The organism is Bradyrhizobium ingae (genome assembly GCF_055791185.1).
In genome coordinates this window covers 273253-299360 of record NZ_JBVUBB010000006.1, presented here as the reverse complement: position 1 = coordinate 299360, position 26108 = coordinate 273253, and the positions used below count along the sequence as shown (strand labels likewise).

Genomic DNA, 26108 nt, shown 5'->3' with positions numbered 1-26108 from the left:
ACCGGCGTAGGGTTACGGCGTGAGTTCAGTGGTTGAGAGTTTGTGAGTACGCCATGACAGAACCCCATCGCCCGAGGGTGAAATACGTCATCGGGCCGGACGGCAGCCCTTTGACGATCGCGGACCTGCCTGCACCGGGGACCAAACGCTGGGTCATCCGACGCAAGGCTGAAGTCGTTGCCGCCGTTCGAGGAGGCCTCCTTTCCCTCGAGGAAGCCTGCAGCCGTTACACCCTGACGGTCGACGAATTCCTCTCCTGGCAGTTTTCCATTGACCAGCATGGTCTGGCCGGACTGCGCACTACGCGCATCCAGCAGTATCGCCAGTAAGCGATCTGGAAATTCGCCAATTTGACGCAAATCGGCCTCGCTCTGCGAGGCCGATTTTTTTCATGTCACGACTTTTGTCCCACCTCTTAATCTTCGTTAACCATATCGAAACCATCCCCTAGGCAATAATTGCCCAGTCGGCTTGCCAGTTGCAGGCCGAATCTGGCGGGGCGATTGCTTGCAAGGTCTGTTGGACTTCCTGAAAGGTATCGGCGCCGCCCGGTTCGGGGCGATGATCGCGGTCACTGCCGCGCTCATCGGCTTCTTCGCCTTCGTCATCATGCGCGTGACCACGCCGCAGATGACGACGCTGTTCACCGACCTCAGCGTCGAAGATTCCTCCAGCATTATCAAAGACCTGGAACGCCAGGGCATCCAGTTCGAGCTGCGCAATGAAGGCACCATCATCATGGTGCCCAAGGACAAGGTCACGCGGCTGCGCATGAAGCTTGCCGAAGGCGGCCTGCCCAAGGGCGGCGGCGTCGGCTACGAGGTGTTCGACAAGTCTGACGCGCTCGGCACCACCAGCTTCGTCCAGAACATCAATCATCTGCGCGCGCTGGAGGGTGAGCTCGCCCGCACCATCCGTGCCATCGACCGCATCCAGGCCGCGCGCGTCCACCTCGTCCTGCCGGAGCGCCCGCTGTTCTCGCGCGAGGCGCCGGAGCCGTCGGCCTCGATCGTGGTGCGAGTCCGCGGCTCGCTCGAAGCGCAGCAGATCCGCGCCATCCGCCATCTCGTCGCCTCCGCCGTCAACGGGCTGAAGCCGCAGCGCGTCTCGATCGTCGACGAGGCCGGCCAACTGCTCGCCGACGGTGCTGCGACCGATCCGGAGCAGGCGGTCGGCGACGAGCGGCGCATCGCCTTCGAGAAGCGGATGCGCAAGCAGGTCGAGGATATCGTCTCCTCGGTGGTCGGCTCGGGCCGCGCCCGGGTGCAGCTCTCCGCCGACTTCGACTTCAACAAGATCACCCAGACTTCGGACAAGTTCGATCCCGAAGGCCGCGTGCTGCGTTCGAGCCAGACTCGCGAAGAGCAGAGCATGACCGCCGACAACAACGGCCAGGTCACCGTCAACAACGAGCTCCCCGGCAACCAGCAGGGCAGCGGCGTGGTCGCCAAGGACCAGAGCAAGAAGACCGAAGAAACCAACAATTACGAGATTTCCCGCACCACCAAGACCGAGGTGACCGAGGCCGGCCGGGTCAACCGCATCTCCGTCGCGGTGCTGGTCGACGGCATCTACACCAAGAACGACAAGGGCGAGCTCGCCTACACGGACCGCACCAAGGAGCAGCTCGACCGCATCGCCGCGCTGGTGCGCTCGGCGATCGGCTTCGACCAGAAGCGCGGCGACCAGGTCGAGGTCGTCAACCTGCGCTTTGCCGACGCGCCCTCGACCGCCCCGATCGCCGAACCATCGGGCTTCCTTGGCGCGCTCCAGTTCACCAAGGACGACGTAATGTACTTCGTCGAGCTCGGCGTGATGATGCTGCTCGGCCTCGTCGTGATGTTCATGGTGATCCGCCCGCTGGTGAAGCGGATCCTTGCCTCCGACGAGGTCGCGGCCTTGACCAGCGCGCTGAGCGCCCCTGCGCTGACCAACGAATCCGCTTCCGCCTCGGGCGGCGGCCACGCGCTGGTTCCGAGCGGCAACGCCACCACGAGCGCGATCGACGTCGCCACCATCCAGGGCCAGGTCCACGCCCAGTCCGTTCATCGCGTCGGCGAGCTCGCCGAGCGCAACCCCAATGAAACCGTCGCCATCATCCGCCAATGGCTGAGCGAACCGGCGAAATGATTCGAGAAGTGAACTGACATGGCCGCCTCCTTGCAAAACGCCAACTCGAACGACATCACCAGCGTGATCTCGACGCTCGCACAGCGCGCCGGTAACCGAGCCAAGGACGGCAAGTCCGAGGCGCTGGCAGGACCGAAGCGCGCCGCAATCCTGATGCTGGCGCTCGGCGAGCAATATGGTGGCAAGATCTGGTCGCTGCTCGACGACGAGGAGGTACGCCAGCTTTCCCTGGAGATGTCCACCCTCGGCACGGTCGAGGTCGACACGGTCGAGGACATGCTGCTCGAATTCGTCTCGCGCATGTCGGCATCCGGCGCGCTGATGGGCAATTTCGACGCCACCGAGCGGCTGCTGCAGCAATACCTGGCGCCGGAGCGCGTCAACGGCATCATGGACGAGATCCGCGGCCCTGCGGGCCGCAACATGTGGGAGAAGCTCTCCAACGTGCAGGAAGAGGTGCTCGCCAACTACCTGAAGAACGAATACCCGCAGACCATCGCGGTGGTGCTCTCGAAGCTCAAGCCGGAGCACGCCGCGCGCGTCCTCGGCATCCTCCCCGAGGAGCTCGCGCTCGACGTCGTCAACCGCATGCTGAAGATGGAGGCGGTGCAGAAGGAGGTCATCGAGAGCGTGGAGAAGACGCTTCGCGTCGAATTCATGTCGAACCTGTCGCAGACCCGCCGCCGCGACGCCCACGAGGTGATGGCGGAAATCTTCAACAATTTCGACCGCCAGACCGAAACCCGCTTCATCACCTCGCTGGAAGAGGAGAACCGGGAATCGGCCGAGCGCATCAAGGCCCTGATGTTCACCTTCGACGACCTCGTCAAGCTGGACTCCGGTTCCGCGCAGACGTTGATGCGCAATGTCGACAAGGACAAGCTCGCCGTCGCACTGAAGAGCGCCAACGAGGACGTCCGCAACTTCTTCTTCGGCAACATGTCCTCGCGCGCCGCCAAGATGCTCCAGGACGACATGGCGGCGATGGGGCCAGTCCGCCTGCGCGACGTCGACGAGGCGCAGGCGCTGCTCGTCAACCTCGCCAAGGATCTCGCGGCCAAGGGCGAGATCATGCTGACCAAGAACCGCGCTGACGACGAATTGGTGTACTGATGGCGGCGCCCGCGAAATTCCTGTTCGACAACGACTTCTCAGCGCCCGACCGGACGCGCGAGAAGGCAGCGAGCGCAGCCGAGATCGCGCAGAAGATCGCGGCCGCCGAGGCGCGCGCCTACCAGGCCGGTTTCGACGCTGGACAGCGCGAGGCCAAGGCCGAGAGCGACCGCCGCGTCGCGCTCGCCATGGAGGAGATCAACATCTCGGTCAGGGGCATCGCCTCGGGCATCGGCAATATCGAGGCCAGGATGGAGACCGAGGCGGTCGACGTCGCGGTCGCGGTGGCGCGCAAGCTGTGCGCCGACCTGATCGCCGCCGAGCCGCTCGGCGAGATTGTCGCGCTGGTCAAGGACTGCTTCTCGCACCTGGTCGCGACGCCGCACCTGGTCGTCCGCATCAACGACGCGCTCTACGAGAGCGCACGCGAGCGGATCGAGCGGCTCGCCAAGCAGAGCGGCTTCGAGGGCCGGCTGGTGATCCTGGCCGAGCCGGAGATTGCGACCGGCGACTGCCGGATCGAATGGGCCGACGGCGGTGTCGTGCTCGAGCGCGGTGCCATTCTCGGCAAGATCGATGAACTCGTCGGACGCTATATCGCGTCCCGCAAGGGGAACTAAGCCATGAGCGACACCGACGGGCAGGTCCCGCTTCCCGACCTCAACGGCCCGATGCCGCCGACCGGTACCGATGTCGGCTACAACGAGGACGAATACGCGGCCCGCGTCGCCGCCGACCTCGAGGCCGTGTTCGACGTGCCGGTGCAGGTCTCGGCCGTGCTCGGCCGCTCCAAGATGGACGTCGGCGAGCTGTTGAAGCTCGGTCCCGGCACCGTGCTCGAGCTCGACCGGCGCGTCGGCGAGGCCATCGACATCTACGTCAACAACCGCCTCGTCGCCCGCGGCGAAGTGGTGCTGGTCGAGGACAAGCTCGGCGTGACCATGACCGAGATCATCCGGACCGAACGCAGCTAATCAGGGAATGACGCGCGGCAGCGCGAACAGACGGACAGGAGACTGACATGCGGCTTCTCATCGTTGGCACACTGAAGGGCCAGCTCACCACCGCCACCAAGATCGCGATGGAGAACGGCGCCACCGTGACCCACGCCGAGGACCACGAGCAGGCGATGCGCGTGCTGCGCGGCGGCAAGGGCGCCGACCTGCTGCTGGTCGACGTCGCCCTCGACATCCGCGACCTCGTGATGCGGCTGGAAGCCGAGCACATCCACGCTCCCATTGTCGCCTGCGGCATCACCAACGACGCCCGCGCGGCGGTCGCCGCGATCCACGCCGGCGCCAAGGAATACATCCCGCTGCCGCCGGATCCGGAGCTGATCGCCGCCGTGCTCGCCGCGGTCGCCAACGATTCCCGCGAGCTGATCTATCGCGACGACGCCATGGCGCGCGTGGTCAAGCTCGCCCAGCAGATCGCGGGCTCGGACGCCTCGGTGATGATCACCGGTGAATCCGGCACTGGCAAGGAGGTGCTCGCGCGCTACGTCCATACGCGATCGGCCCGTGCCAAACGCCCCTTCATTTCCATCAACTGCGCCGCGATCCCCGAGCATCTCCTGGAATCCGAGCTGTTCGGTCACGAGAAGGGCGCCTTCACCGGTGCGGTCGCCCGCCGCATCGGCAAGTTCGAGGAGGCGACCGGCGGCACGCTGCTGCTCGACGAAATCTCCGAGATGGACGTCCGCCTGCAATCGAAGCTGCTACGCGCGATCCAGGAGCGCGTGATCGACCGCGTCGGCGGCACCAAGCCCGTCCCCGTCGACATCCGCATCATCGCGACCTCGAACCGCAACCTGGCCGAGGCCGTGCGCGAAGGCACCTTCCGCGAGGATCTGCTGTTCCGCCTCAACGTCGTCAACCTGAAAATCCCGCCGCTGCGCGAGCGTCCCGCCGACATCCTCGAACTGGCCCAGCATTTCGTGAAGAAATATGCCGAGGCCAATGGCGTGCCGCTGCGCCCGATTTCGGCGGAAGCGCGCCGGGTGCTCTCGACCAACCGCTGGCAGGGCAACGTCCGCGAGCTCGAGAACACCATGCACCGCGCGGTGCTAATGGCGCAGGGCGACGAGATCGGCGCCGACGCCATCATCACGCCGGACGGCGACCGCCTCGATGTCGCCAGAACCGCGCCGGCGGTGGCACACGCCACGATGGCGGCCGAGCAGGTGACGCGGGCGCTGGTCGGACGCACCGTCGCCGACGTCGAGCGCGATTTGATCCTGGAAACGCTGAAGCATTGCCTCGGCAACCGGACCCATGCCGCCAACATTCTGGGCATCTCGATCCGCACGCTGCGCAACAAGCTCAACGAATATGCCGACGGCGGCCTCCCGATCCCGCCGGCGGGCACGCCGGGCGAGTATCCGCGGATGCCGGCGATGGGGGCGTGAGGGGACTCCAACGACGATCGAAGGATGTGAATGCCCGGGCCAGTCCCGGGCATTTTCTTTTGGGTGCAAGGCAACCCGCGCGCCACGCGCGCAGTGTCGTCCTGGCGAAAGCCAGGACGAGACTGGGGTGAGACCGCGCTTCAATCACCGCCATCATGGCGGGGCCGCGTTCTCCGACTAGGTCATCGGTGCGACAGGCCCTATAAGCGCGGGCGAGAACCACCCGAGGTGACAATGTCTGAGGCTCAAATCATCGATTGGCTGGCATCGCAGAAGCAGGCGATGATCGACCTGTTGCGCGAGATCGTGAACATCGATTCCGGATCCTACGACAAGGCAGGCGTCGACGCAGTCGGCGCGCGGTTCGAGCGGCATTTTGCCGAACACGGCATTTCGAGCTGGCGGGAGCCGAACGGGACCTATGGCGACGCGCTTCATGCGACCGTGGCCAAGCCCGGCAGCAACGAAAAGCCGGTCCTCCTGATGGGGCATCGCGACACCGTGTTCGGCAAGGGCGAGGCGGAGCGCCGGCCCTTCACCATCAAGGACGGCCGAGCCTATGGCCCGGGGGTCGCTGACATGAAGGCCGGCCTCGTCATGAACGTGTTCGTGGCGACGGCCTTCCAGAAGTTCGGCGGCAGCCCGCATCCGATCAAGGTTCTGATCACCTCGGACGAAGAGATCGCCTCGCCCTCGTCGCGGCCGGTGATCGAGCGCGAAGGACGGTCCGCGCGCGCCGTCTACAATTCAGAGCCGGGGCGGCCGACCGGCAACGTCGTCACGAGCCGCAAGGGCGGAATCTTCATGCACCTGGCCGTCACCGGCAAGGCCGCGCATTCCGGTGCGAATTTTGCGGCCGGCGTCAGCGCGATCGGCGAGCTCGCGCACCAGATCGTCCATATCCATGCGCTGACCGATCTGTCCAAGGGGATCACCCTGAATGTCGGACTGATCTCGGGTGGACAGTCCGTGAATACGACGGCGCCCTATGCCGAGGGGCAGATCGATCTGCGCTATGTCGAGCCGAGAGATCGCGAGGCGGTGATGGCCGCGATCGAACAGATCGTCGCTACCTCTTACGTGCCGGGCACGAGCGCCACGCTGACGATCAAGGGGGAATTCGTGCCGGCGGTTCAGAGCGAGGCCTCGAAGACGCTGTTCGAAGCTTACCAGGGCGCCGCCCGCGACGTCGGGCTGACCACGCTCACCGGCGAGTTTTCCGGCGGCTGCGCCGATTCAGGCTTCACCGCCGCCGTCGGTACGCCGACGATCTGCGGCCTCGGACCGGTCGGCGGACTTGCACATACGCCGGAGGAATATCTCGAGATCGACAGCATCGTCCCACGCGCGCAGGCGCTGGCGCTGGCGATCTTGCGCAGTTGATGGTTGCGTAGCTAGCTCTCGTAGGGTGGGCAAAGCGCAGCGTGCCCACCACTTCTATCGCACCCTGGAGAGATGGTGGGCACGGCGCAAGAGCGCCCCTACAGCAGTGCACAACAGTCACGAATAGCTCGGCGCGTCGGGATTGCGGAAGATGTGGATGGGGTCGCCAGGTACGATGTGCCGGCCGGTGAACATCGCATAGGCGTAGAGCGCGAGATAGGCGATCGCGAGCGCGCCGACGGCGTAGAAGGCCCAGGTCGCAACGCGTTTCATGCCGGCTCCATCACCTCCTCCGGGAGGCTCTGGCGGCGCTTCTAGATCGAACGAAACGAAAAGGCCAGCCCGGAAGGCTACCCGGCGGTCAGATGACGCGCCGGCCCTGAATGGGAACACTGACCTCGGCGAGCCTCGCCGCATCCTCATCCTGATCGACTGCGACGTACTGTCCGTGCCAATAGGCCAGCGCCGCACTACGTGTCGAACTCCGGACATCGCGCACGCGGCCGATGACAATGCCATGCGAGTGACGCTCGACGATCTCCTCGACCTCGCAATCTAGCGCGGCCAGCGCGCCGGCGAGCAGCGGGACGCCGGTGACAGCCGTCACCCAGTCACTGGCGGCAAAACGATCGGCGCCCTTCAGCCCGCCCTTGCCGGCAAAGCGCTCGGCGATGTCGAGCTGGTCGGCGTTGAGGATGTTCACGCCGAAGGCGCCGTGACGCTTGATCAGCGGGAACGAGGAGGCGTCGCGGTTGATGCTGACGAGCAGCGTCGGCGGATCGACCGACAAAGACGTCACCGACGTCACCGTCATGCCGGTGATGTCCCTGCCGCGGCCGGCGGTGATGACGCTGACGCCACCGGTGAGATGGCGCATGGCGCCGCGAAAATCGGCGGAGGAGATGGTGGTATCGGTCATGATATGGCGGGCAATCACGTTCATGGCATGCTCCCTGAAATCAGGGCTCCTGTTATCTAGGTACGATCATCCGCCGAAAGAAGATGGCGCAGGATCGAGCCTTCGAGGCCCGCAAGCTCCACTGAGCCGCGCTCGCGCGGACGCGGAGCGTTAACCGTCACGTCATGAGCGATGCGGCCCTCCTCGATCACGAGCACGCGGTCGGCGAGCGCAACGGCCTCGGCGACGTCGTGCGTGACCAGGATCGCCGTAAAACCCTGGTCGCGCCAGACGCGCTCCAGGAGCCGCTGCATCGAGATGCGGGTCAGGGCGTCAAGCGCGCCGAGCGGCTCGTCGAAGGCGAGCACGCGGGGCTGGCTGACGAGTGCCCGCGCCAGAGCCACGCGCTGTTTCTGACCGCCGGACAGCACCGAGGGCCACTGGTCTCGTTTGTCGGCGAGCCCGACCTCGGTCAGCGCCTGCTCGGCGCGCGGATGCGCATCCGAGGTGGCACGATCACGCCCGAGGCCAACCTCGACATTCGAGAGCACCCGCGCCCAGGGCAACAGCCGCGGCTCCTGGAACATCACCCTGATATCCTCGGGCCGCGCCGCCTCGCCGAAGCTGATGGCGCCGGCATCGATCTTGTCGAGACCGGCGATCAGCCGCAGCAGCGTGCTCTTGCCGCAACCGCTCTTGCCCACGATCGCGACGAACTGACCGGCAGGGATGTGCAGATCGATGCCACGCAGCACCTCATTGTCGCCGAACGATTTGCGCAAGCCTCGGATGGTGAGCGACAGGCCGGGCTGGTCCTGACGCGCGACGCGTGCCTGCGGGGCGAAGCTGGTGCGCTCGGCGCGTTCAGTCTCGGGAAGGAGAAGGGCTGTCTGCATGTCAGTCTCAACGTTTCTGGAAGGCAGGGTGCCAGGCGAGCGTCAACCGCTCGAGCAGGCGCGAGGCGCTGTCGGCAAGCTTGCCGAGCAGAGCGTAGATCAGGATCGACAGCACGACGACGTCGATCAGCATGAACTCGCGCGCCTGCATCGCCATATAGCCGAGGCCGGAGGACGCCGCGATGGTCTCGGCGACGATCAGCGTCAGCCACATGATGCCGAGCGCAAAGCGGATGCCGACGAAGATCGAGGGCAGCGCGCCCGGGAAGATCACCCGGCGAAACAATTCGCCGTCGCTCATGCCGTAGATGCGGCCCATTTCGATGAGCTGAGGGTCGACGGTGCGAATGCCGTGCAGCGTGTTGAGATAGATCGGGAAGAACACGCCGAGTGCGACAAGAAAGAGCTTTGCGCTCTCGTCGATCCCGAACCACAGGATCACCAGCGGAATCAGCGCCAAATGCGGCACGTTGCGCACCATCTGGAGCGTCGTGTCGGTCAGTTTTGACGATAGCTGGGACAGGCCGTTGGCGAGACCAAAGGCAAAGCCGATGCTGCCGCCGATCAGGAAGCCGATCGAGGCGCGCCAGAAGCTGACCCAGATGTTGCGCACGAGCTCGCCGGAGAGCAGCAGCTTCCAGCCTGCCAGTGCAACGTCGCTCGGTGCCGGCAGAACCCGTGTCGGGACGAGACCGGCAACGCTGGCGATCTGCCAGACGATGATGATGGCGAGCGGCACGATCCACTGGATCAGGCCGTCGACGCGCGGCAGGCGGAAACTGCGCGGAAGGGGAATGCTGTCGATAAGGCTCATGACTGGGACACCTGCTTCTGCGGGCGGAAATCGCTGCCGACGGTTTCGCCGAACGGACCGCCGTTGAAGTGAAGCTTCGTCACGTTGCTCGGCAGCTCGAGCGAAAGCAGCGGGAACACCAGCTCCGCGAAGCGATAGGCTTCCTCGAGATGCGGATAGCCAGACAGGATGAAGGTATCGATGCCGAGATCCTGATATTCCTTGATGCGGGCCGCGACGGTCTGGGCGTCACCGACCAGGGCCGTTCCGGCGCCGCCGCGCACGAGGCCGACGCCGGCCCAGAGATTCGGACTGATCTCGAGCTTGTCGCGCCTGCCGCCATGCAGCTGTGCCATGCGCTGCTGGCCGACCGAATCCATCCGCGCAAAGTTCTTCTGCGCCAGCGCAATGGTCTCGTCGCTGACATGCTTGATCAGCTCGTTGGCAGCCCGCCAGGCCTCTTCATTGGTCTCGCGGACGATGACATGCAGGCGGATGCCGAAGGACAGCTTGCGCCCGCGCTGAGCCGCGACCGCCTTCACCTTGGCGATCTTCTCGGCGACCTGCGCCGGCGGTTCGCCCCAGGTGAGATATTTGTCCACGGCATCGACCGCGACGTCGATGCCGGCATCCGACGAGCCGCCGAAATAGAGCGGCGGCCGCGGCGACTGCACCGGATGGAACAGCAGCTTGCCGTCCTCGATACGGATGTGCTTGCCCTCGACGTTCACGGTCTTGCCGGCAAGCAGGTCGCTATAGACGTTGAGGAACTCGCGGGTGACCTCGTAGCGCTCATCATGGGCGAGGAAGATGCCATCACCCTTGTTCTCGACGGGATCGCCGCCGGTGACGACGTTGACGAGCAGGCGGCCGTTGCTGACGCGGTCGAGCGTCGCGGTCATGCGCGCGGCAACGCTTGGCGATTGCAGGCCGGGCCTGACGGCCACGAGATAGCGCAGCCGTTCGGTGAACGGCGCGACCGCGGAGGCCACGACCCAGGAATCCTCGCAAGATCGTCCCGTCGGCAGCAGCACGCCGTAATAGCCGAGCTGGTCGGCCGCCTGCGCGATCTGGCGCAGATAGTTGAAATTCACCTCGCGGCCGCCAATGCCGGTGCCGAGATATCGGCCGTCGCCATGGGTCGGCAGGAACCAGAGGATGTTGGCGTTACCTTGCTTGCTCATGACCTTGTTCACGTTCCTGGCTTCCGCGCCACGTCGGAAATCCTGATTGCCTTGGGGATCAGGTTGAGCGCGAAAAACGCGTCCGCAACCTGCTGCTGATCGGCGATCACAGAGTCGGTGATCGGCTTGATGCCGTAGGACTGGCGCTTGAGCGCCAGCTCGACCACGGGCACCGACAATCCGATCGACGGTGCCAATTGCTCGGCCACCGCGTGAATATCGCCCTTGGCCCAATCGTCGACCGAGCGCAGTTCGTCGAGCACGGCGTCGACGAGCTTCGGATTGGCCTCGATGAACTTCTTCGAGGAGAAATAGAACTGATAATTCGCCACGATGCCGCTGCCATCGGCGAGCGTCCGCGCCCCCGTTGCGGCTTCGGCTGCGGACTGGAACGGATCCCAGATCACCCAGGCATCGATCGAACCGCGCTCGAAGGCGGCGCGCGCATCGGCCGGCGCCAGGAACACCGGCTCGATCTCCGAATACTTCACGCCGGCCTTCTCCAGCGCCTTGACCAGGAGATAGTGCACGTTGGAGCCCTTGTTGAGCGCGACCTTCTTACCCCTGAGGTCGGCGACCGATTTCAGCGGGCTGTCCTTCGGCACCAGGATCGCCTCGCCCTTCGGCGCCGGCGGCTCATAGGCGACATACTGGATCGGGGCGCCGGCGGCCTGCGCAAAGATCGGCGGGGCTTCGCCAGTGTTGCCGAAATCGATCGCGCCGACATTGAGCGCTTCCAGCAGCGGCGGACCGGAAGGGAATTCCGTCCACACCACCTTGTAGCCTTCAGCCGCAAGCTTCGGCTCGAGCGTGCCCTTGCTCTTCAGCAGCACGAGCTTGCCGTATTTCTGGTAACCGATGCGGACGACCTTGTCCTGGCCGTAGGATGTGCCGACGGCAGCCGCCACGATGCCGAGCGACAGGACGATGGCCGCGATCACGCGTTGAACGATGCGCCTCATGTTCAGACCTTTTGAAATGGGAAGGCTGGTCGGCACGGTCAGGCTGCCGTGTTGCGCCAGACGATGTCGCGGATGGTGATGGGCTTCGGGATCAGGCCGAGCTTGTAGAAGCGATCGGCGACCCCCTGCTGGGTCGCGACGATATCGTCGGTGACGGGGCCGATCACGAAATTCGCGCGGTCAGCCGCGACGGCCTGGATGTCCAACGGGACGCCCGTGATCGCGGCCAGCGACTTGGCAACCTCGTCGCGGTGCTGTTCGGCCCATTGACCGGTCGCCGTCGTCACGTCGACGATCTGTTGCAGGATCGGACCATGGTTCTTCGCGAACTCGCGGTTGGCGATGTAGAAGGAATTGGTCTTGGTGACCTCGCGCGCGTTGATCAAAATACGGCCGTTCTGCTTGGTCTCGCCGATCGCAAAATAAGGATCCCAGACTGCCCAGGCCTCGATGCTGCCATTGGCAAAGGCGGGACCAGCATCCGGCGGCGTCAGATAAACCGGTGTGATGTCGGCGTAGGTCAGGCCGGCCTTCTCAAGTGTCTGCACCACGACGTTGTGGGCGCTGGAGCCCTTGGTGAAGCCAACGCGCTTGCCCTTCAAGTCAGCGATGGAGCAGATCGGCGAATCCTTCGGCACCAGAATGCCCTGGCCGTTGGTGATGGGCTGGCCTGCCGCATAAACGATCGCGGCGCCTGCGGCCTGGGCAAATACCGGCGGGGAATCGCCGACGGCGCCATAATCGACGCTCCCGACGTTCATCGCCTCCATCATCGGAGGGCCGGAGGAGAACTCGACCCATTTCACCTCGATGCCCTGGGCCGTGAAATGTTTTTCCAACGCGGCCTGCTGGCGCGTGATGACCAGCACGCCATTCTTCTGGTAGCCGATACGAATTTCCTTCAGCGCCCCTTGCGCGCTCGCGCGCGGCGAAAAGGCGGCCAATGCCGCTGTTCCAAGGGAGAATTTCAGGAAATTCCGACGCTGCATTCCAAACTCCCGACCGCGTGCGGCCGTGCATTCCATTGCGATGCGGGAATGATGGTGCGCCTTACGGAAGCTGTCGAGACACCTGGAAAAATAGCGACACGCGCACTGCGCTTGCGGCGATGCGCGTGATTAATCTTTCAATTGCCGAGGGGAATGCAGAGAGAATTTTTCCGCACGCCGATGTGAAATCGCACCCAGCCGCGCGCGTTCTCACGTGCTAGTGACTCCACCGCACCGGCAGGTTCAAGAGACCGCGGAACGCCCAGCCGCCGATCCGCACCGGTTCGTCATCGACGATCTGCAAGTTCCTGGCTTTCGCGAACACGGTCGGCAGCGCGACATCGGCGATCATGGCGCGCGAGGCCCAGGCGCCGGCACAGAAATGCGGTCCCGCGCCGAAGGCGACGCTCTTCGTCACGTCGCGGCGCACGTCGAATTCATCGGCTCGCTCAAAATGCTTCTCGTCGCGATTGGCCGAGCCGAACATCAGGAATACGCGCTCATCGGTCTCGAACGCGACGTCGCGGATGGTCCACGGCTTTGCGATGCGTCGCGGCGACATGCCGATCGGCGAGATCCAGCGGGCATATTCCTCGAAGGCCTGGAGCCAGGACACTTCGCCACGCCGGACAAGCTCGAACTGCTCAGGATGGGTAAGGAGCGCCCAGACGGTGCCAGCGATGGCCTTGCGCGGCTCGTTCTGACCACCGGAGATCGCCAGCTTGACGTTGGCGCGCACGCTCGGCATCGGCATGCCGGACGCCAGCATCACGCCCAACAAACTCTGGTCCGGATTTTTCTGCATGACCGGCAGCATGTCATCGATCGCCGCATCGATGCCGGCGGTCGCCGCATGGCAGCGCGCTTCCACCGCGGGATCGCCGGCATAGTTCGCAATGCCGTCGATCATTCCCCGCGACCAGGCGTCCATATCGGCAAAGCCGATATTGGTGAGACCGGTGATCGATTTCAGGCATTCGCCGGAGAACGGCAGCGCGAAGTCGCGCATGAAATCGATCCGCGTGCCCTGCTCGAGGCCATCGATGATGCGATCGGCGTGAGCCTGGAACCGCGCAGTCCAGTACTCCTTCACCGTCCTGGGCGAGACCGCCGGAAACAGCGCGCGGCGCTCGACCTGGTGCGCCTCGCCGTCCTTGCGCATCATGTTGTGGCCCATCAGCTTGTTCATGAGCCCTTCGGGCTGGTGCGAGGAGAACACGTCGATCTGCTTCTCGGAGATCGAGATGTCGTCGCGACTCACGAGCAGCGTCGAGCCGAGCTGCGGCACGAAGGCGATCGGCGCCTCCTTGCGCATTTTCGCAAGCATCGGATAGGGGTCGGCCCAGAACGATGCAGGGTCGATGTCAACGCGCGGCGCTGTGCTCAAGGCGGTCTTCCCTGTGTTCTCGTTTCCTCCAGGCCAGACTAGCGAAATCCGGAGCCGTCGTCCGTCCCTAGCGATAGGGACGGACGGCATCAGGACGCGTCGTCACAAGTCTGATGCTCGCTGCAAAGGATCGGCTAACCACGTTGCAATGACCACATGCGCGGGTGCATGGGAAGGTCAATCAACCAATGATAGCATGAATTTCCTTAGACCAACCAAAGGGAACTTCTGTGACTGGAATGACCAAGCCTCGCTTTCGGTTTATGTCCGTTGCCTTGTGGGTCATTCTCGTCGGCGCTCTCGTCGTTTTGTTTACGTTCACCGGCAGATCAAGCGGAAGCGGTGGTTCGCCACCCTGGGTGATCAGTCTGATCGTATCCTGGTTACCATTCTTGGTGCTGATGGGCATCTGGCTGTGGCTCTCGCGCAGGAATCTGCGCGGATCGTCCGGGACGAACTGGATCGATCTCTACGAGCAGCAGGTCGCCGAATCGCGGCGTACCAATGCATTGCTGGAGAGGATCGCAGCGGCTCTGGAAAAGCCGTCTGCGGGTTAGCTCGAACGCCGGCGCATCGCGGGGGAGGATATGCACTCAGGAATTTCCGCGCGTGTCTGGCTGATTGCCTTGATAGTTGCAACCGCCGCCGCTGTCAGCCGACCGGCGGCAGCCGACGATCGACAGACGTGTTTGAAAGGATCGAAGGAAGCCGCTGCCGCGACTATCGATGCCTGTACGCGCGCGATCCAAAGTGGAGACTACGGAGGTCAAGCACTGTCCGGCTTGTATCATGCGCGCGGCTGCTCCTGGTCGTGGACAAGCTTCGCCGATCGCGTCGAGCGCGCCATCAAGGACTACAACGAGGCGATCCGGATTGACCCGAAGGCCGTCGGCTCGCTGCTCAACCGGGCCCACATCTACAATCAACGGCACGACTACGACCGGGCGATAGCAGACGCCAACCAGGCATTCGAAGGCGGTTTGTCGGACTATGGAAAACGGGTCGGATACGGCGAGCGCGGCTATGCCTATCAAGCCAAGGGTGACAACGACCGTGCCATCGAAGACTATACAGCCAGCATCCAGCTGGACGCGAGCAACGAGGTCGCCCTCACGGCCCGAGGCTACGCTTACTTCGCCAAAGGCGATCTTGATCGCGCCGTCGCCGACTACGACCAGGCGATCGCGCTCGACCCGAAATATGCGCTTGCCTACTTCAATCGCGGACTTGCGTACGGGAGGAAGGGCGACCTCGATCGCCTCATCGCCGACTGTAGTCAAGCGATCGCGCTCTATCCGAACTACAGGGACGCCTACTTCAACCGCGGCTACGCCTATCAAATGAAAGGCGACCTCGACCGCGCCATCGCCGACTACGATCAGATGATCGCGCTCGATCCGAACGATCGGGACGCCTACAGCAATCGCGCCAACGCGTACCTGTCCAAGGGCGATTTTCGCCGCTCCATCGCGGATTTCGGTCAGGGCCAGGCGCTATTATGGCTTGCTGCTATTGTCTTATTAGCGGCAGCGGGCTGGCTTTATTGCAGAACAGGCTCGCGTGCGCGCGGACGGTGGTCCGGACGGACGATGATTGAGACATGCGAGCAAGACATCGTCGAAATACAGCGCAAGAACGCCGCCCTGGAGAGGATCGCCGCCGCTCTAGAGAAGCAATCGTAGGGTTAGCTCGGGTCCCGGACGTCTGGCCGCGTCGAAGTGTACCAGCTTTGCGCGACGACCGTCCGCGCCGCGATCATCGCACCAAAACACCGGCTATTCGTCGTGTGAACCGGCGGAATCCACGGCGTAGATCTCTCACCCTGAAGAGTAGAGCTATGGCCCATTCTGGCGTTCCCAGATGACGGAGGGTCTCCGCGGTCCCCTCATCCATTCTGTGCCGCATATTCAGGTCGGTATAGAGTGTACTTCCGTCACGGCACCAATCGAGCCTCTGAGCGATCTGTTCTCGCAAGGCCTCGACGCCCGACAGATGCCGGATAAAATCGAGCTCTCTTCCAATGCAGATACGTTCGATCCGTAAGCGGACGGCTTCGTCGTAACGAATGCCCCAGTTCTCGAGCCTCGCATGGGTCGCCTCATGGACGATAGCGGATGCGATCCACTCGACCGTTGTGCTTTCAGAGACGACGGCACGCTCGTCAAGCAAGCAGGCATTCAATGAATGCTGATAGCATCCAGCTCCGTGAGGAACCAACTGCACCCAAATTCGAGAAAGACTCGCCTTGATACGTCGGTAGTGAAGCGGAGCAGACCGTTCGATCAGCCGAAGCGCGGCTTCAACGCGTTGCAGGGCTGGCTCTGGATCATCCGATTGAGCGCTTCCGATCCAGAGGCCGTCGACAACGCGGCTTTTCGACAACCACAGCTCGATTTTCTCACCAAGCGAAGGTCTTCGCACTGAGGGGCCGCGAGACATGGTGACCAAGATCTCTTCCGACCAAGTTAGCATATCTCCAAACTGATACCGGGCCTCCCCTTCGGCGGGTTTAACGATTTAATTCGAACCCTATTGATTGCTTAAGCACGTCCGCTACGGATCAACAGACGGTCGTCCCGAAGGCCACACGTGTTCACATTCTCTTGGAAACAGAGATCCGCGCCCTTAGTTCAGGCCACTCGGGCCGGCGAGCAGGCGCAGCACGATCGCAAACAATTCATTCTGCGAGGAGATGCCGAGCCGCTCATAGGCACGCTTGCGGTAGGTCAGGGTCGAATGCCGGCAGATGCCCAGCGCCTGCGAGATCGCCTCCGAACTGAAGCCAAGCAGGATGCGACGGCAGATCTCCTGCTCGCGCGGGGTCAGCGCGGCGAGCGCGTCAGCGCGAACACCATGCAATGGCCGACGCCGGCCTGCCGGCGCAACGTGTCGATCAGCATGAGCACGTTACGCGCGTATTCGATGCGCTATGGCGCTGCTGAGCCGGAGCCCGTGCCAAACGGCGAGTTGCTCGCGACCCCCTACCCCGCCGCCACCTTCGCCGGCGCCACGTTGATCGCGAGCTTGCCGTAGCGGTCGGTGAAGGCTTGCGTGTCGATCTCCTCGAGTTCGATCTCGCCGCTCATCACGCTCCTCTTCCAGGCCTCCTGCTCCGGGTCGTTCTGGAACTCCGGCATCACCTCGCGCGCAAACAATTCGAGCGACTCGCAGATGTGCTCATGACTATTCTTGCCGGCCTGGTTGAGCAGGATCACCTGGTCGATATGGGAGGTGCGGAAGCGGCGAAGCTTTTTCCGGATCGTTTCCGGCGATCCGATCAGGCCGCCGCGCAGCGCGGCCTCCTGCGCTTCCGGGTTGTCGCGCTTCCATTTGTTGTACTCGTCCCACATGTTGACGGTGCCGGGCGCCGGCCGCTGGCGATTTTGCGAGGCGCCGTAGAAGCGTAGCGCGAACTGGAAGAAAGTGGCGCCGTCGGCCCGCGCACGCGCTTCCTCATCGGTCTTGGCGCACATGAAGAACGACACCAGCGCCATGTTCGGGTTGATCTCGTAGTCTGCCAATTTGTGCAGCCGCTTGGCCATCGCGTTGTAATAGGCATGCACCCAGGCGTGCGCGGCATCCGCACTGACGAACTGGAAGCCGAGTGCGCCAAAGCCGTGGCGGCCGGCGCGCTCGATGGTCGGAAGCTGCGAGCACGCCATCCAGAGGGGCGGGTGCGGCTTCTGCACCGGCTTCGGCACGACGTTGCGCAGGGGCATGTCGAAATACTTGCCGTGATGCTCGCAGCCGCCATCTCCAAACATCGGGAAGATCGCGCGCACCGCCTCCTCGAAGATCTCCTTCTTGGTCTCCATGTCGCGGCCGAACGGCTCGAGCTCGGTGATCGAGGCGCTCTCGCCCATGCCGAACTCACAGCGGCCGTTGCTGAGGAGATCGAGCACCGCGACACGTTCGGCGACGCGCGCCGGATGGTTCGTGGTGAGTTGGAGAATGCCGTGGCCGAGGCGGATCTTTTGCGTGCGCTGGCTCGCGGCGGCGAGGAAGGATTCCGGCGACGGCGAGTGGGAATATTCCTCCAGGAAATGGTGCTCGACCACCCAGGCGTGGTCGTAGCCGAGACGGTCGGCGAGTTCCATCTGCGTCAGGGCGTTCTGGTAGAGCCGAAGCTCGTCGCCCGCCACCCACGGACGCGGCAATTGCAGCTCATAGAAGATGCCGAACTTCATGACGCCTCTCCCGAGATTGTTTTTATTGCGGACATCTTATTGAGCGGGGCCGCCCTGTCCATGCCGGGTCAATTCCGCCCGACGGGAGGAGAGCACGGCGAACGCAAATTGCCGAAAACAACCCCATGCAAAGTCGCCGATAGCTTCCCGTCCCGCTCGTCGCAGCCGTGCGGCGAAGTGCCCGCAGACGCGAACCGTTGATTCAGATCAAGGCCAACCGGCCCCCGGATACCTACGGTGCGTGGAGGTAACGGCCCGGAAGCCGTCCGATTCCTGAATTTCAGAGAGACCGAATATGTCGGCCGCTGACGACACGACTGGGCGCGTGCGCCGCAAGCGCATGGAGATCTTTGCGTTCCTGTTCCTGACCGCGGTTGTGATGCCCGCCCTCGCGGTCGGAACGGTCGGCAGCTACGGGCTCGCCGTGTGGATCTACCAGATGTTCGCAGGCCCTCCCGGCCCGCCTCCCCCACATTGAATCCCCATAGCGAAAGATCGAGATCATGGCCCCAGCCAAACTCAACCGCCGCGCATTGATCACCGGCCAGGTGCTCAGCGCGGACCGCATCATCCCGCCGCCCGGTGGCGAGATCGCCAGCATTCTGGTGCAGGCGCGGCCCGAGCGCCTCGCCGAGCTCGAGGCCGACATCGCGGCACTGCCCGGCTGCGAAATCCACGGCCGCGATGCGCGCGGCAAGCTCGTCGTCGTGGTGGAGGCGCCGGATGCCGGCAGCCTGGGCGCCATGCTCAACGACATCCAGTCCATGCCGCACGTCTATTCCGCAGCGCTCGTCTTCCACGCCATCGAAACTGCCTGAGACCGCGTCGTAGACGCCGGGAGAACCGTCATGACCTCACCGAAGATCGACCGCCGCCAGATGCTGAAGCTGGAGGCCGCTGCGATCGCAGCAGCGGCCGCCGGCATGCCGGCACCGGCGCTCGCCGCCAATCTCGTCACCGAGCGCGACGACAGCGAACTGAAATGGGACAAGGCCGCCTGCCGCTTCTGCGGCACCGGCTGCTCGGTCATGGTTGCGACCAAGGACAACCGCGTCGTCGCCACCCATGGCGACATCAAGGCCGAGGTCAATCGCGGCCTCAACTGCGTCAAGGGCTACTTCCTCTCCAAGATCATGTACGGCCATGATCGCCTGACCCAGCCGATGCTGCGCAAGACAGGCGGCAAATATGACAAGAACGGCGAGTTCACGCCCGTGTCGTGGGACGAAGCCTTCGACATCATGGCCGAGAAGTGGAAGGACGCACTGAAGAAGCGCGGACCCAGCGGCGTCGGCATGTTCGGCTCCGGCCAGTGGACGATCTGGGAGGGCTACGCCGCCTCGAAACTCTACAAGGCCGGCTTTCGCAGCAACAACATCGACCCCAATGCGCGGCACTGCATGGCCTCGGCGGTTGCCGGGATGATGCGCACCTTCGGCATCGACGAGCCTGCCGGCTGCTATGACGACATCGAGGCCACCGACGCCTTCGTGCTGTGGGGCTCCAACATGGCGGAGATGCACCCCATCCTGTGGACACGCCTGGCCGATCGCAGGCTTTCCGCGCCGCACGTCCGCGTCGCCGTCCTCTCGACCTTCGAGCATCGCTCGTTCGACCTCGCCGATATCGGCATGGTGTTCGTGCCGCAGACCGACCTCTACATCCTCAACGCGATCGCCAACCACATCATCAAGACCGGCCGCGTCAACAAGGATTTTGTCACGGCGCATACCATCTTCAGGCGCGGGCAAACCGACATCGGTTATGGCTTGCGGCCCGATCATCCCCTTCAGAAGAAGGCGGCCGGCGCGGCGAAGGCCAACGACTCCACCGACATGAGCTACGACGAGTTCGTAAAGTTCGTGTCGGATTACACGCTGGAGAAAGCGGCGAAGATGTCCGGCGTGCCCCTCAACCGACTGGAGGCACTCGCCGAGCTCTACGCCGACCCCAAGACCAAGGTGGTCTCGTTCTGGACCATGGGCTTCAACCAGCACACCCGGGGCGTCTGGGCCAACAATCTCGTCTACAACATCCATCTGTTGACCGGAAAGATCTCATCGGCCGGCAACAGCCCGTTCTCGCTGACCGGCCAACCCTCGGCCTGCGGCACAGCGCGCGAGGTCGGCACGTTCTCGCACCGCCTGCCCGCCGACATGGTCGTGACCAACAAGGAGCATCGCGACAAGACCGAGCACATTTGGCTGCTGCCCGAGGGTACGATTCCCGACAAGCCCGGCTATCACGCCGTGCTGCAGAGCCGGATGCTGCGTGACGGCTTGCTCAACGCCTACTGGGTACAGGTCAACAACAACCTGCAAGCAGGACCCAACATCAACGAGGAAACCTATCCGGGCTTCCGCAACCCCGACAATTTCATCGTGGTCTCGGATGCCTATCCGACCGTGACGGCGCTCGCGGCCGACCTCATCCTGCCGACCGCGATGTGGGTTGAGAAGGAAGGCGCCTACGGCAATGCCGAGCGGCGCACGCAGTTCTGGCATCAGCTCGTCGCGGCCCCTGGCGAATCCAGATCCGATCTCTGGCAGCTCATGGAGTTTTCAAAACGTTTCAAGATCGAGGAGGTCTGGCCCGAGGAGCTGCTCGCCAAGAAGCCGGAATATCGCGGCAAGACGCTGTTCGACATCCTGTACAAGAACGGGCAAGTCGACAAGTTTCCGACCTCGGAGATCGAGGAAGGCTACGCCAACGACGAATCCAAGGCGTTCGGCTTCTACGTGCAGAAGGGACTGTTCGAGGAATACGCCGCGTTCGGCCGCGGCCATGGCCACGACCTCGCGCCGTTTGAGACCTATCACCACGAGCGTGGCCTGCGCTGGCCCGTCGTCAACGGCCAGGAGACCAAGTGGCGTTTTCGCGAGGGCAGCGACCCCTATGTGAAGCAGGGGACCGACGTGCAGTTCTACGGCTACCCCGACGGCAAGGCGCGCATCTTCGCGCTGCCCTACGAACCGGCGGCGGAGTCGCCCGACGATGAATACCCATATTGGCTCTCGACCGGCCGCGTGCTCGAGCACTGGCATTCCGGCACCATGACGCGCCGCGTGCCCGAGCTCTACAAGGCCTTCCCCGAAGCCGTCTGCTTCATGCATCCCGATGACGCGCAGGAGGCGAAGCTGCGCCGCGGCGACGAGGTGAAGGTCGTATCCCGCCGCGGCTACATCCGCGCCCGCGTCGAGACGCGCGGTCGCGACCGTCCGCCGCGCGGGCTGGTGTTCGTGCCGTGGTTCGACGAGTCCAAGCTGATCAACAAGGTGACGCTGGACGCCACCGACCCGATCTCGCTGCAAACCGACTTCAAGAAATGCGCCGTGCGCATCGAGCGGGTATGACCATGATGAAACGATCCGGAATCGTCCTTCTGGCGCTCGTCATTGCCGCGGGCGCGAGCTCGCTGACCGCGCAAACGGTGACCTCGGGCCTTCGCGGGCCGACCCCGCTCAACGACGAAGGGCCGGCGCCGCCGATGCTGCCGAACCGCAACACCTCCGAGAGGGAGGCGCGCAACTATCCGGAACAGCCGCCGGTGATCCCGCATTCGATCGACGGCTACCAGATCGACCTCAACAGCAACAAGTGCCTGTCCTGCCATGCACGCTCGCGCACGGCGGAATCACAGGCACCGATGGTCTCGATCACGCATTTCATGGATCGTGACGGCCAGTTCCTGGCCTCGATCTCGCCGCGGCGCTTCTTCTGCACGGAATGCCACGTGCCGCAGAACTCCGCCATGCCGCCCGTCAGCAACGACTTCACCGACATCGACACGCTGCTCTCGCGTTCAAGCCCGGGTGGCCGCAGATGACGACAACCGCCGACGATCCCAACGTAGACCCCAACGCAGATCCGAAGACCAAGCGCGGCTTTCTCGCGCGAAGCTGGGATTTCGCCCTCGAGCTGTGGGGCGTGCTGACGCGGCCGAGCACGGTGTTCGCATTGGGCACGCTCGTGCTCGCGGGCTTCGTGGCCGGCGTGATCTTCTGGGGCGGCTTCAACACCGCGCTGGAACTGACCAACACGGAGAAGTTCTGCACGAGCTGCCACGAGATGAAGGACAACGTGTTCGCCGAGCTGAAATCGACGATCCACTTCAGCAACCGCTCCGGCGTGCGCGCGACGTGCCCGGACTGCCACGTCCCGCATAATTGGACCGACAAGATCGCGCGCAAGATGCAGGCCTCCAAGGAGGTCTGGGGCAAGATTTTCGGCACGATCGACACCCGCGAGAAATTCACCGACCGCAGGCTCGAGCTGGCAGCTCACGAATGGGCTCGCTTCAAGGCCAATGACTCCCTGGAATGCCGCAACTGCCACAGCGCCGATTCCATGGACATCACCAAGCAGTCGCCGCGGGCCTCCGTCGCGCATCAACGCTTCCTTTTCACCGGCGAGAAGACCTGCATCGACTGCCACAAGGGCATCGCCCACCACCTGCCCGACATGCGCGGCGTTCTCGGCTGGCAATAGGGCAAAGCGCGATGTCATCGCGCTTTAGTTGTTGTTTGAGCATGATCTCCGCGCAAACGCGTTCCGCGCTTGTCGCGAGGGAAAACGGCTGCCCACTTTTCCGGATCATGCGCTCCCGCTTGAACCGGCGGGGAGAATGGTTAGTTTTGGGGACGGGCGAATCGATCGTTTTCGCCTTCCCTCAAGACGCAAATGCCGACATTTACCCCGCATCAGGATGCCGCCCTCAACGCCGTTGCCGACTGGCTCAAGGCAAAGCCCGGCCGAGGCGGCACACCGCCGATCTTCCGCCTGTTCGGCTTTGCCGGAACCGGCAAGACCACCCTGGCGCGGCACATCGCCGACGGGGTCGACGGCGAGGTCAAGTTCGCCGCCTTCACCGGCAAGGCAGCTCTGGTCATGCGCAACAAGGGTTGCGACAACGCCTCCACCATCCATTCGCTGATCTACCGCGCCCGCGAATCCGGCGAGGAGCAGCCGAGCTTCGAGCTGTGGGACGATGCACCGGCCTCGAAGGCGAAGCTCATCGTGATCGACGAATGCTCGATGGTCGATGCCGAACTCGGCCGCGATCTGATGTCGTTCGACTGCCCGCTGCTCGTGCTCGGTGACCCCGCACAGTTGCCGCCGATCCAGGGCGGCGGCTTCTTCACCAATACCGAGCCCGACGCGATGCTCACCGAGGTGCATCGCCAGGCGCAGGACGATCCGATCGTACGGATGTCGATGGACATCCGCGAGGGCCGCGAGCTCGAGATCGGCCGCTACGGCGAGAGCGAGGTGGTGTCGCGCAAGGAGCTCGATCCCGACCGCGTCATGAGCGCCGACCAGATCCTGGTCGGCCGCAACAACACCCGCCGCGCCTACAACATGCGCGTGCGCCAGCGCCAGAATATCGAGGACCAGTTTCCGGTCGCCGGCGACAAGCTGGTGTGCCTGCGCAACAACCGCAAGAAAGGCCTGTTCAACGGCGGCCTCTGGCGCGTCAAGTCGCGCAACACCTCGCGCTCGAAGTCGCGCATTCTCAGCATGCGGCTGTCGCCGGACGAGGATTTCGGCCACAAGGTCACGAAGGTCTCGGTGCGCGCCGATTGCTTCGAGGGCGGCATCGAGCAGATCGCCTGGGAGCAACGCAAGCCCTATGACGAGTTCGACTACGGCTATGTGCTGACCGTGCACAAGTCGCAGGGCTCGCAATGGGACGATGTCGTGCTGTTCGACGAGAGCTTTGCGTTCCAGGACAGCCGCGCAAGGTGGCTGTACACGGGGATCACGAGGGCGGCGAAAAGGCTCAGCGTGGTGGTTTGATCGTTTGATGAGGGAGTTTGTGGTAACGTCCCAGCGTCGACCTCCACTCGTCGTCCCGGGGCGCGCGAAGCGCGAGCCCGGGACCCATAACCACAGGATTGGATTTGGCGAAGACTCGTAACCACCAGCTCGCGCCGCAACTGCTCCCTGGGGTTATGGGTCCCGGCCTTCGCCGGGACGACATCGAATTTGGGACCGATGCCTCGTCCCATCGGCCACCGTCACTTCCCCGCGACAAAATAAAAATCCTCGCTGCCTGGCGGCGAGCCGTAGGTGAAGGGCTGCTGCACGTGCCTGGTCTGGAGCCAGACGTCGTCGCGGACGATGTCGAAGAGCTTGCGGACCTCGACGTTCGGTTGCCGTACGTCGCGGGCGAGCGCGAGCGCGAACGGGCTGTCGTTGCCGTCGCCATCCATCGCGGTCTCGCCATGCTTGGCGGCGTAGACCACCATGAAACCGACACTGGGCTCAATGTTGGAAAATCCCTTGTCGACCAGCTTGAGCGCCAGCGTGTGCTGCATGGTCGGCGCAAAGGGATTATCGCGACAGGCATCGAGGATCACGAGCCTCAGCTTGTGCGCGCCGCCGACCGCAGCGATCACCTGCTCCAGCGCCACGGCTTCGGTCTCCGCGTCCTTGTCGATCGCGAGCTTTGCATCGACCGGCACGAGGTAGTTCACGCCACCGATCTCGAAGCCATGGCCGGCATAATAGACCACGGCCCAATCCGCCTTCTCCGCATCTGCCGCGAAGCCGCGCAGCGTCTCGAAGAACTGGTCCCGGGTCAGATCGTTCGAGATCGTGACGGTCTGGAAGCCGACGTCGCGCAGCGCGCCGGCGATCAGCTTGGCATCACGCGGCGGATTGGCGAGCGCATGGACGTTGCGGTAGGCGCCGTTGCCGATCACCAGCGCCACACGGCGCAGCGTCGAGCGTGTCGAAGGCGTCTTGGACTCGAGCACGGCCAGGCGGCTTCGCGCGCCGGTGCGCGCCATCGCGACGTCGATCTCGTCGAACGGGGTCAGCGCGAAAGCGGCGGCGCGATAATCGGCGCGCGCCTGCGCGAGGTCCTGCTTGCGCTCGAACACCTGGCCGCGACCGGCATGGGCGCGGACGTTGTTCGGATTCATCTCGAGGATAGCGTTGTAGTCGTTCAGCGCGGAATCGAGGTCGCCCTTGGCGAGGTAGGCATCGGCGCGGTTGGCGAGCGCATACTGGTTCTTCGGCTGCTTCCCCAGAATGCTGTTGCAGTCGGCGAGCGCCTCATCGAAGCGCCGCATCGCGGCAAAGGTCACGCAGCGATGATTGGGAATCTGCAGCGCGTTCGGATCGATCTTCAGCGCGTCGGCAAAGTCGGCGAGCGCGCCCTCATAATTCTTCATGAAGGTCCGCGTCCGCGCGCGGTTGGTGTGACCGACCAGCAGATTGGGCGTGTATTTGATGGCGAGATTGAAATCGTCGAGCGCGCTCTGGAGCGCGCCCTTGCGCAGGTACAGGGTGCCTCGGTCGTTATAGGCGCCACCATAATTTGGACGCTTCTGCAGGGCGAGGTTGTAGTCAGCCATCGCCAGATCGTCCTGGCCCTTGCGCTGGTGGGCCTGGGCCTGGCCGTCGAGCGCGACCATGTTGTCGCCATCGGCGTCGCGCGCCGCGGCGAACGCGTCGAGGGCATGGTCGAAGTCGCGTTTGTTCAGTAGCGAGAAGCCTCGCACGGTCAGCGCAACTGACTTGTCCTTGCCGGTCACGCGATCCGAGCCGAGCAGATTTTCGCAGGCCGCGAACCGCGCCGGCAAATCGAGCTTGCGTTCGCGGCAAGTCTCGAGATCATCGCCAAGCTGGGGGTCGGCCAGGACGGCTGGAGCAGATGACAGCAGGACGAGAAGGATCAGGGAGACCACGCGCAGCATTTTCGTCGAACAAGCTCCAGCGCCACTCATTCTATGTCGGCACTCCAGGGCAGGGGTTCATCCCGGCCCGATTTTC

At 63.9% G+C, this 26108-nt stretch carries 25 protein-coding genes and 1 pseudogene; 15 read left to right on the top strand and 11 right to left on the bottom strand.

Annotation, left to right across the window (positions count from 1 at the left end):
* Nucleotides 1-53 precede the first annotated feature (53 nt).
* From sciP to ACV1FX_RS12465, 7 genes are all read left to right on the top strand, one after another.
* Nucleotides 54-329: a CtrA inhibitor SciP gene (gene sciP / locus ACV1FX_RS12495; protein ID WP_002714638.1), complete on the top strand. Its 276-nt coding sequence runs from the start codon at nucleotides 54-56 to the stop codon at nucleotides 327-329.
* Nucleotides 330-507: 178 nt separating this feature from the next.
* Entirely contained in the window at nucleotides 508-2130 is a 1623-nt protein-coding gene (fliF, locus tag ACV1FX_RS12490) for a flagellar basal-body MS-ring/collar protein FliF (protein WP_473117850.1), read from the top strand.
* Between the two features lie 18 nt (nucleotides 2131-2148).
* Nucleotides 2149-3243 (top strand): flagellar motor switch protein FliG, encoded by a 1095-nt coding sequence (fliG, locus tag ACV1FX_RS12485; protein WP_473117849.1) that lies wholly within the window; start codon nucleotides 2149-2151, stop codon nucleotides 3241-3243.
* On the top strand, nucleotides 3243-3863 hold the full coding sequence (locus ACV1FX_RS12480) for a FliH/SctL family protein (RefSeq protein WP_473117848.1): 621 nt from the start codon (nucleotides 3243-3245) through the stop codon (nucleotides 3861-3863). Before fliG ends, ACV1FX_RS12480 begins: the two co-directional genes overlap by 1 nt.
* A gap of 3 nt (nucleotides 3864-3866) precedes the next feature.
* Nucleotides 3867-4217: a flagellar motor switch protein FliN gene (gene fliN / locus ACV1FX_RS12475; protein ID WP_449377945.1), complete on the top strand. Its 351-nt coding sequence runs from the start codon at nucleotides 3867-3869 to the stop codon at nucleotides 4215-4217.
* Nucleotides 4218-4264: 47 nt separating this feature from the next.
* Nucleotides 4265-5650 carry a sigma-54-dependent transcriptional regulator FlbD gene (gene flbD / locus ACV1FX_RS12470; protein ID WP_473117847.1) on the top strand — a complete coding sequence of 462 codons (1386 nt, stop codon included), beginning with the start codon at nucleotides 4265-4267 and terminating at the stop codon, nucleotides 5648-5650.
* A 234-nt stretch (nucleotides 5651-5884) separates the two neighbouring features.
* Entirely contained in the window at nucleotides 5885-7033 is a 1149-nt protein-coding gene (locus ACV1FX_RS12465) for a M20 family metallopeptidase (protein WP_473117846.1), read from the top strand.
* A gap of 117 nt (nucleotides 7034-7150) precedes the next feature.
* Here ACV1FX_RS12465 and ACV1FX_RS12460 read toward each other — a convergent pair whose 3' ends face one another.
* The 8 genes from ACV1FX_RS12460 to ACV1FX_RS12425 all read right to left on the bottom strand — a co-directional run bounded on the left by ACV1FX_RS12460 (nucleotide 7151) and on the right by ACV1FX_RS12425 (nucleotide 14142).
* Nucleotides 7151-7306 (bottom strand): hypothetical protein, encoded by a 156-nt coding sequence (locus ACV1FX_RS12460; protein ID WP_027523194.1) that lies wholly within the window; start codon nucleotides 7304-7306, stop codon nucleotides 7151-7153.
* Between the two features lie 88 nt (nucleotides 7307-7394).
* A complete protein-coding gene (locus tag ACV1FX_RS12455) occupies nucleotides 7395-7976 on the bottom strand; it encodes a flavin reductase family protein (RefSeq protein WP_473117845.1) in 582 nt (193 codons plus the stop codon).
* Nucleotides 7977-8008: 32 nt separating this feature from the next.
* Nucleotides 8009-8827, bottom strand: a complete 819-nt coding sequence (locus tag ACV1FX_RS12450) for an ATP-binding cassette domain-containing protein (protein WP_473117844.1) — start codon at nucleotides 8825-8827, stop codon at nucleotides 8009-8011.
* A gap of 7 nt (nucleotides 8828-8834) precedes the next feature.
* Entirely contained in the window at nucleotides 8835-9641 is an 807-nt protein-coding gene (gene ssuC / locus ACV1FX_RS12445) for an aliphatic sulfonate ABC transporter permease SsuC (protein ID WP_473117843.1), read from the bottom strand.
* The gene (ssuD, locus tag ACV1FX_RS12440; RefSeq protein WP_473117842.1) at nucleotides 9638-10804 is read right to left on the bottom strand and encodes an FMNH2-dependent alkanesulfonate monooxygenase; all 1167 of its coding nucleotides are present in this window, start codon (nucleotides 10802-10804) and stop codon (nucleotides 9638-9640) included. The genes ssuC and ssuD overlap by 4 nt, the downstream gene beginning before the upstream one ends.
* A gap of 8 nt (nucleotides 10805-10812) precedes the next feature.
* Complete coding sequence (locus ACV1FX_RS12435; protein WP_473117841.1) at nucleotides 10813-11766, bottom strand: sulfonate ABC transporter substrate-binding protein; 954 nt, start codon at nucleotides 11764-11766, stop codon at nucleotides 10813-10815.
* Between the two features lie 38 nt (nucleotides 11767-11804).
* Nucleotides 11805-12755, bottom strand: a complete 951-nt coding sequence (locus tag ACV1FX_RS12430) for a sulfonate ABC transporter substrate-binding protein (RefSeq protein WP_473117840.1) — start codon at nucleotides 12753-12755, stop codon at nucleotides 11805-11807.
* Between the two features lie 217 nt (nucleotides 12756-12972).
* Nucleotides 12973-14142, bottom strand: a complete 1170-nt coding sequence (locus ACV1FX_RS12425; protein WP_473117839.1) for a cytochrome P450 — start codon at nucleotides 14140-14142, stop codon at nucleotides 12973-12975.
* Nucleotides 14143-14405: 263 nt separating this feature from the next.
* On the opposite strand from ACV1FX_RS12425, the gene ACV1FX_RS12420 reads away from it, so the two are divergent.
* Both ACV1FX_RS12420 and ACV1FX_RS12415 read left to right on the top strand, forming a co-directional pair.
* Nucleotides 14406-14699 carry a hypothetical protein gene (locus ACV1FX_RS12420; protein WP_473117838.1) on the top strand — a complete coding sequence of 98 codons (294 nt, stop codon included), beginning with the start codon at nucleotides 14406-14408 and terminating at the stop codon, nucleotides 14697-14699.
* A 30-nt stretch (nucleotides 14700-14729) separates the two neighbouring features.
* Nucleotides 14730-15824 (top strand): tetratricopeptide repeat protein, encoded by a 1095-nt coding sequence (locus tag ACV1FX_RS12415; protein WP_473117837.1) that lies wholly within the window; start codon nucleotides 14730-14732, stop codon nucleotides 15822-15824.
* 943 nt (nucleotides 15825-16767) lie between these two features.
* Here ACV1FX_RS12415 and ACV1FX_RS12410 read toward each other — a convergent pair.
* A pseudogene (locus ACV1FX_RS12410) lies at nucleotides 16768-16977 on the bottom strand (helix-turn-helix domain-containing protein); the annotation flags it as partial.
* 146 nt (nucleotides 16978-17123) lie between these two features.
* On the bottom strand, nucleotides 17124-18329 hold the full coding sequence (locus ACV1FX_RS12405; RefSeq protein WP_473117836.1) for an LLM class flavin-dependent oxidoreductase: 1206 nt from the start codon (nucleotides 18327-18329) through the stop codon (nucleotides 17124-17126).
* Nucleotides 18330-18624: 295 nt separating this feature from the next.
* Here ACV1FX_RS12405 and napE point away from each other — a divergent pair, with 295 nt between their 5' ends.
* From napE to ACV1FX_RS12375, 6 genes are all read left to right on the top strand, one after another.
* The gene (gene napE / locus ACV1FX_RS12400; protein WP_284273558.1) at nucleotides 18625-18807 is read left to right on the top strand and encodes a periplasmic nitrate reductase, NapE protein; all 183 of its coding nucleotides are present in this window, start codon (nucleotides 18625-18627) and stop codon (nucleotides 18805-18807) included.
* Nucleotides 18808-18832: 25 nt separating this feature from the next.
* Nucleotides 18833-19147, top strand: coding sequence for a chaperone NapD (locus ACV1FX_RS12395; RefSeq protein ID WP_473117835.1), 315 nt, complete (start codon nucleotides 18833-18835; stop codon nucleotides 19145-19147).
* A gap of 30 nt (nucleotides 19148-19177) precedes the next feature.
* The gene (napA, locus tag ACV1FX_RS12390; RefSeq protein ID WP_473117834.1) at nucleotides 19178-21682 is read left to right on the top strand and encodes a nitrate reductase catalytic subunit NapA; all 2505 of its coding nucleotides are present in this window, start codon (nucleotides 19178-19180) and stop codon (nucleotides 21680-21682) included.
* 2 nt (nucleotides 21683-21684) lie between these two features.
* Complete coding sequence (locus ACV1FX_RS12385) at nucleotides 21685-22155, top strand: nitrate reductase cytochrome c-type subunit (protein WP_473117833.1); 471 nt, start codon at nucleotides 21685-21687, stop codon at nucleotides 22153-22155.
* Entirely contained in the window at nucleotides 22152-22817 is a 666-nt protein-coding gene (locus ACV1FX_RS12380; RefSeq protein WP_473117832.1) for a NapC/NirT family cytochrome c, read from the top strand. Before ACV1FX_RS12385 ends, ACV1FX_RS12380 begins: the two co-directional genes overlap by 4 nt.
* 192 nt (nucleotides 22818-23009) lie before the next feature.
* Complete coding sequence (locus ACV1FX_RS12375) at nucleotides 23010-24125, top strand: ATP-dependent DNA helicase (RefSeq protein WP_473117831.1); 1116 nt, start codon at nucleotides 23010-23012, stop codon at nucleotides 24123-24125.
* 221 nt (nucleotides 24126-24346) lie between these two features.
* Here ACV1FX_RS12375 and ACV1FX_RS12370 read toward each other — a convergent pair whose 3' ends face one another.
* Nucleotides 24347-26032 (bottom strand): caspase family protein, encoded by a 1686-nt coding sequence (locus ACV1FX_RS12370; protein WP_473117907.1) that lies wholly within the window; start codon nucleotides 26030-26032, stop codon nucleotides 24347-24349.
* Between the last annotated feature and the right edge of the window lie 76 nt (nucleotides 26033-26108).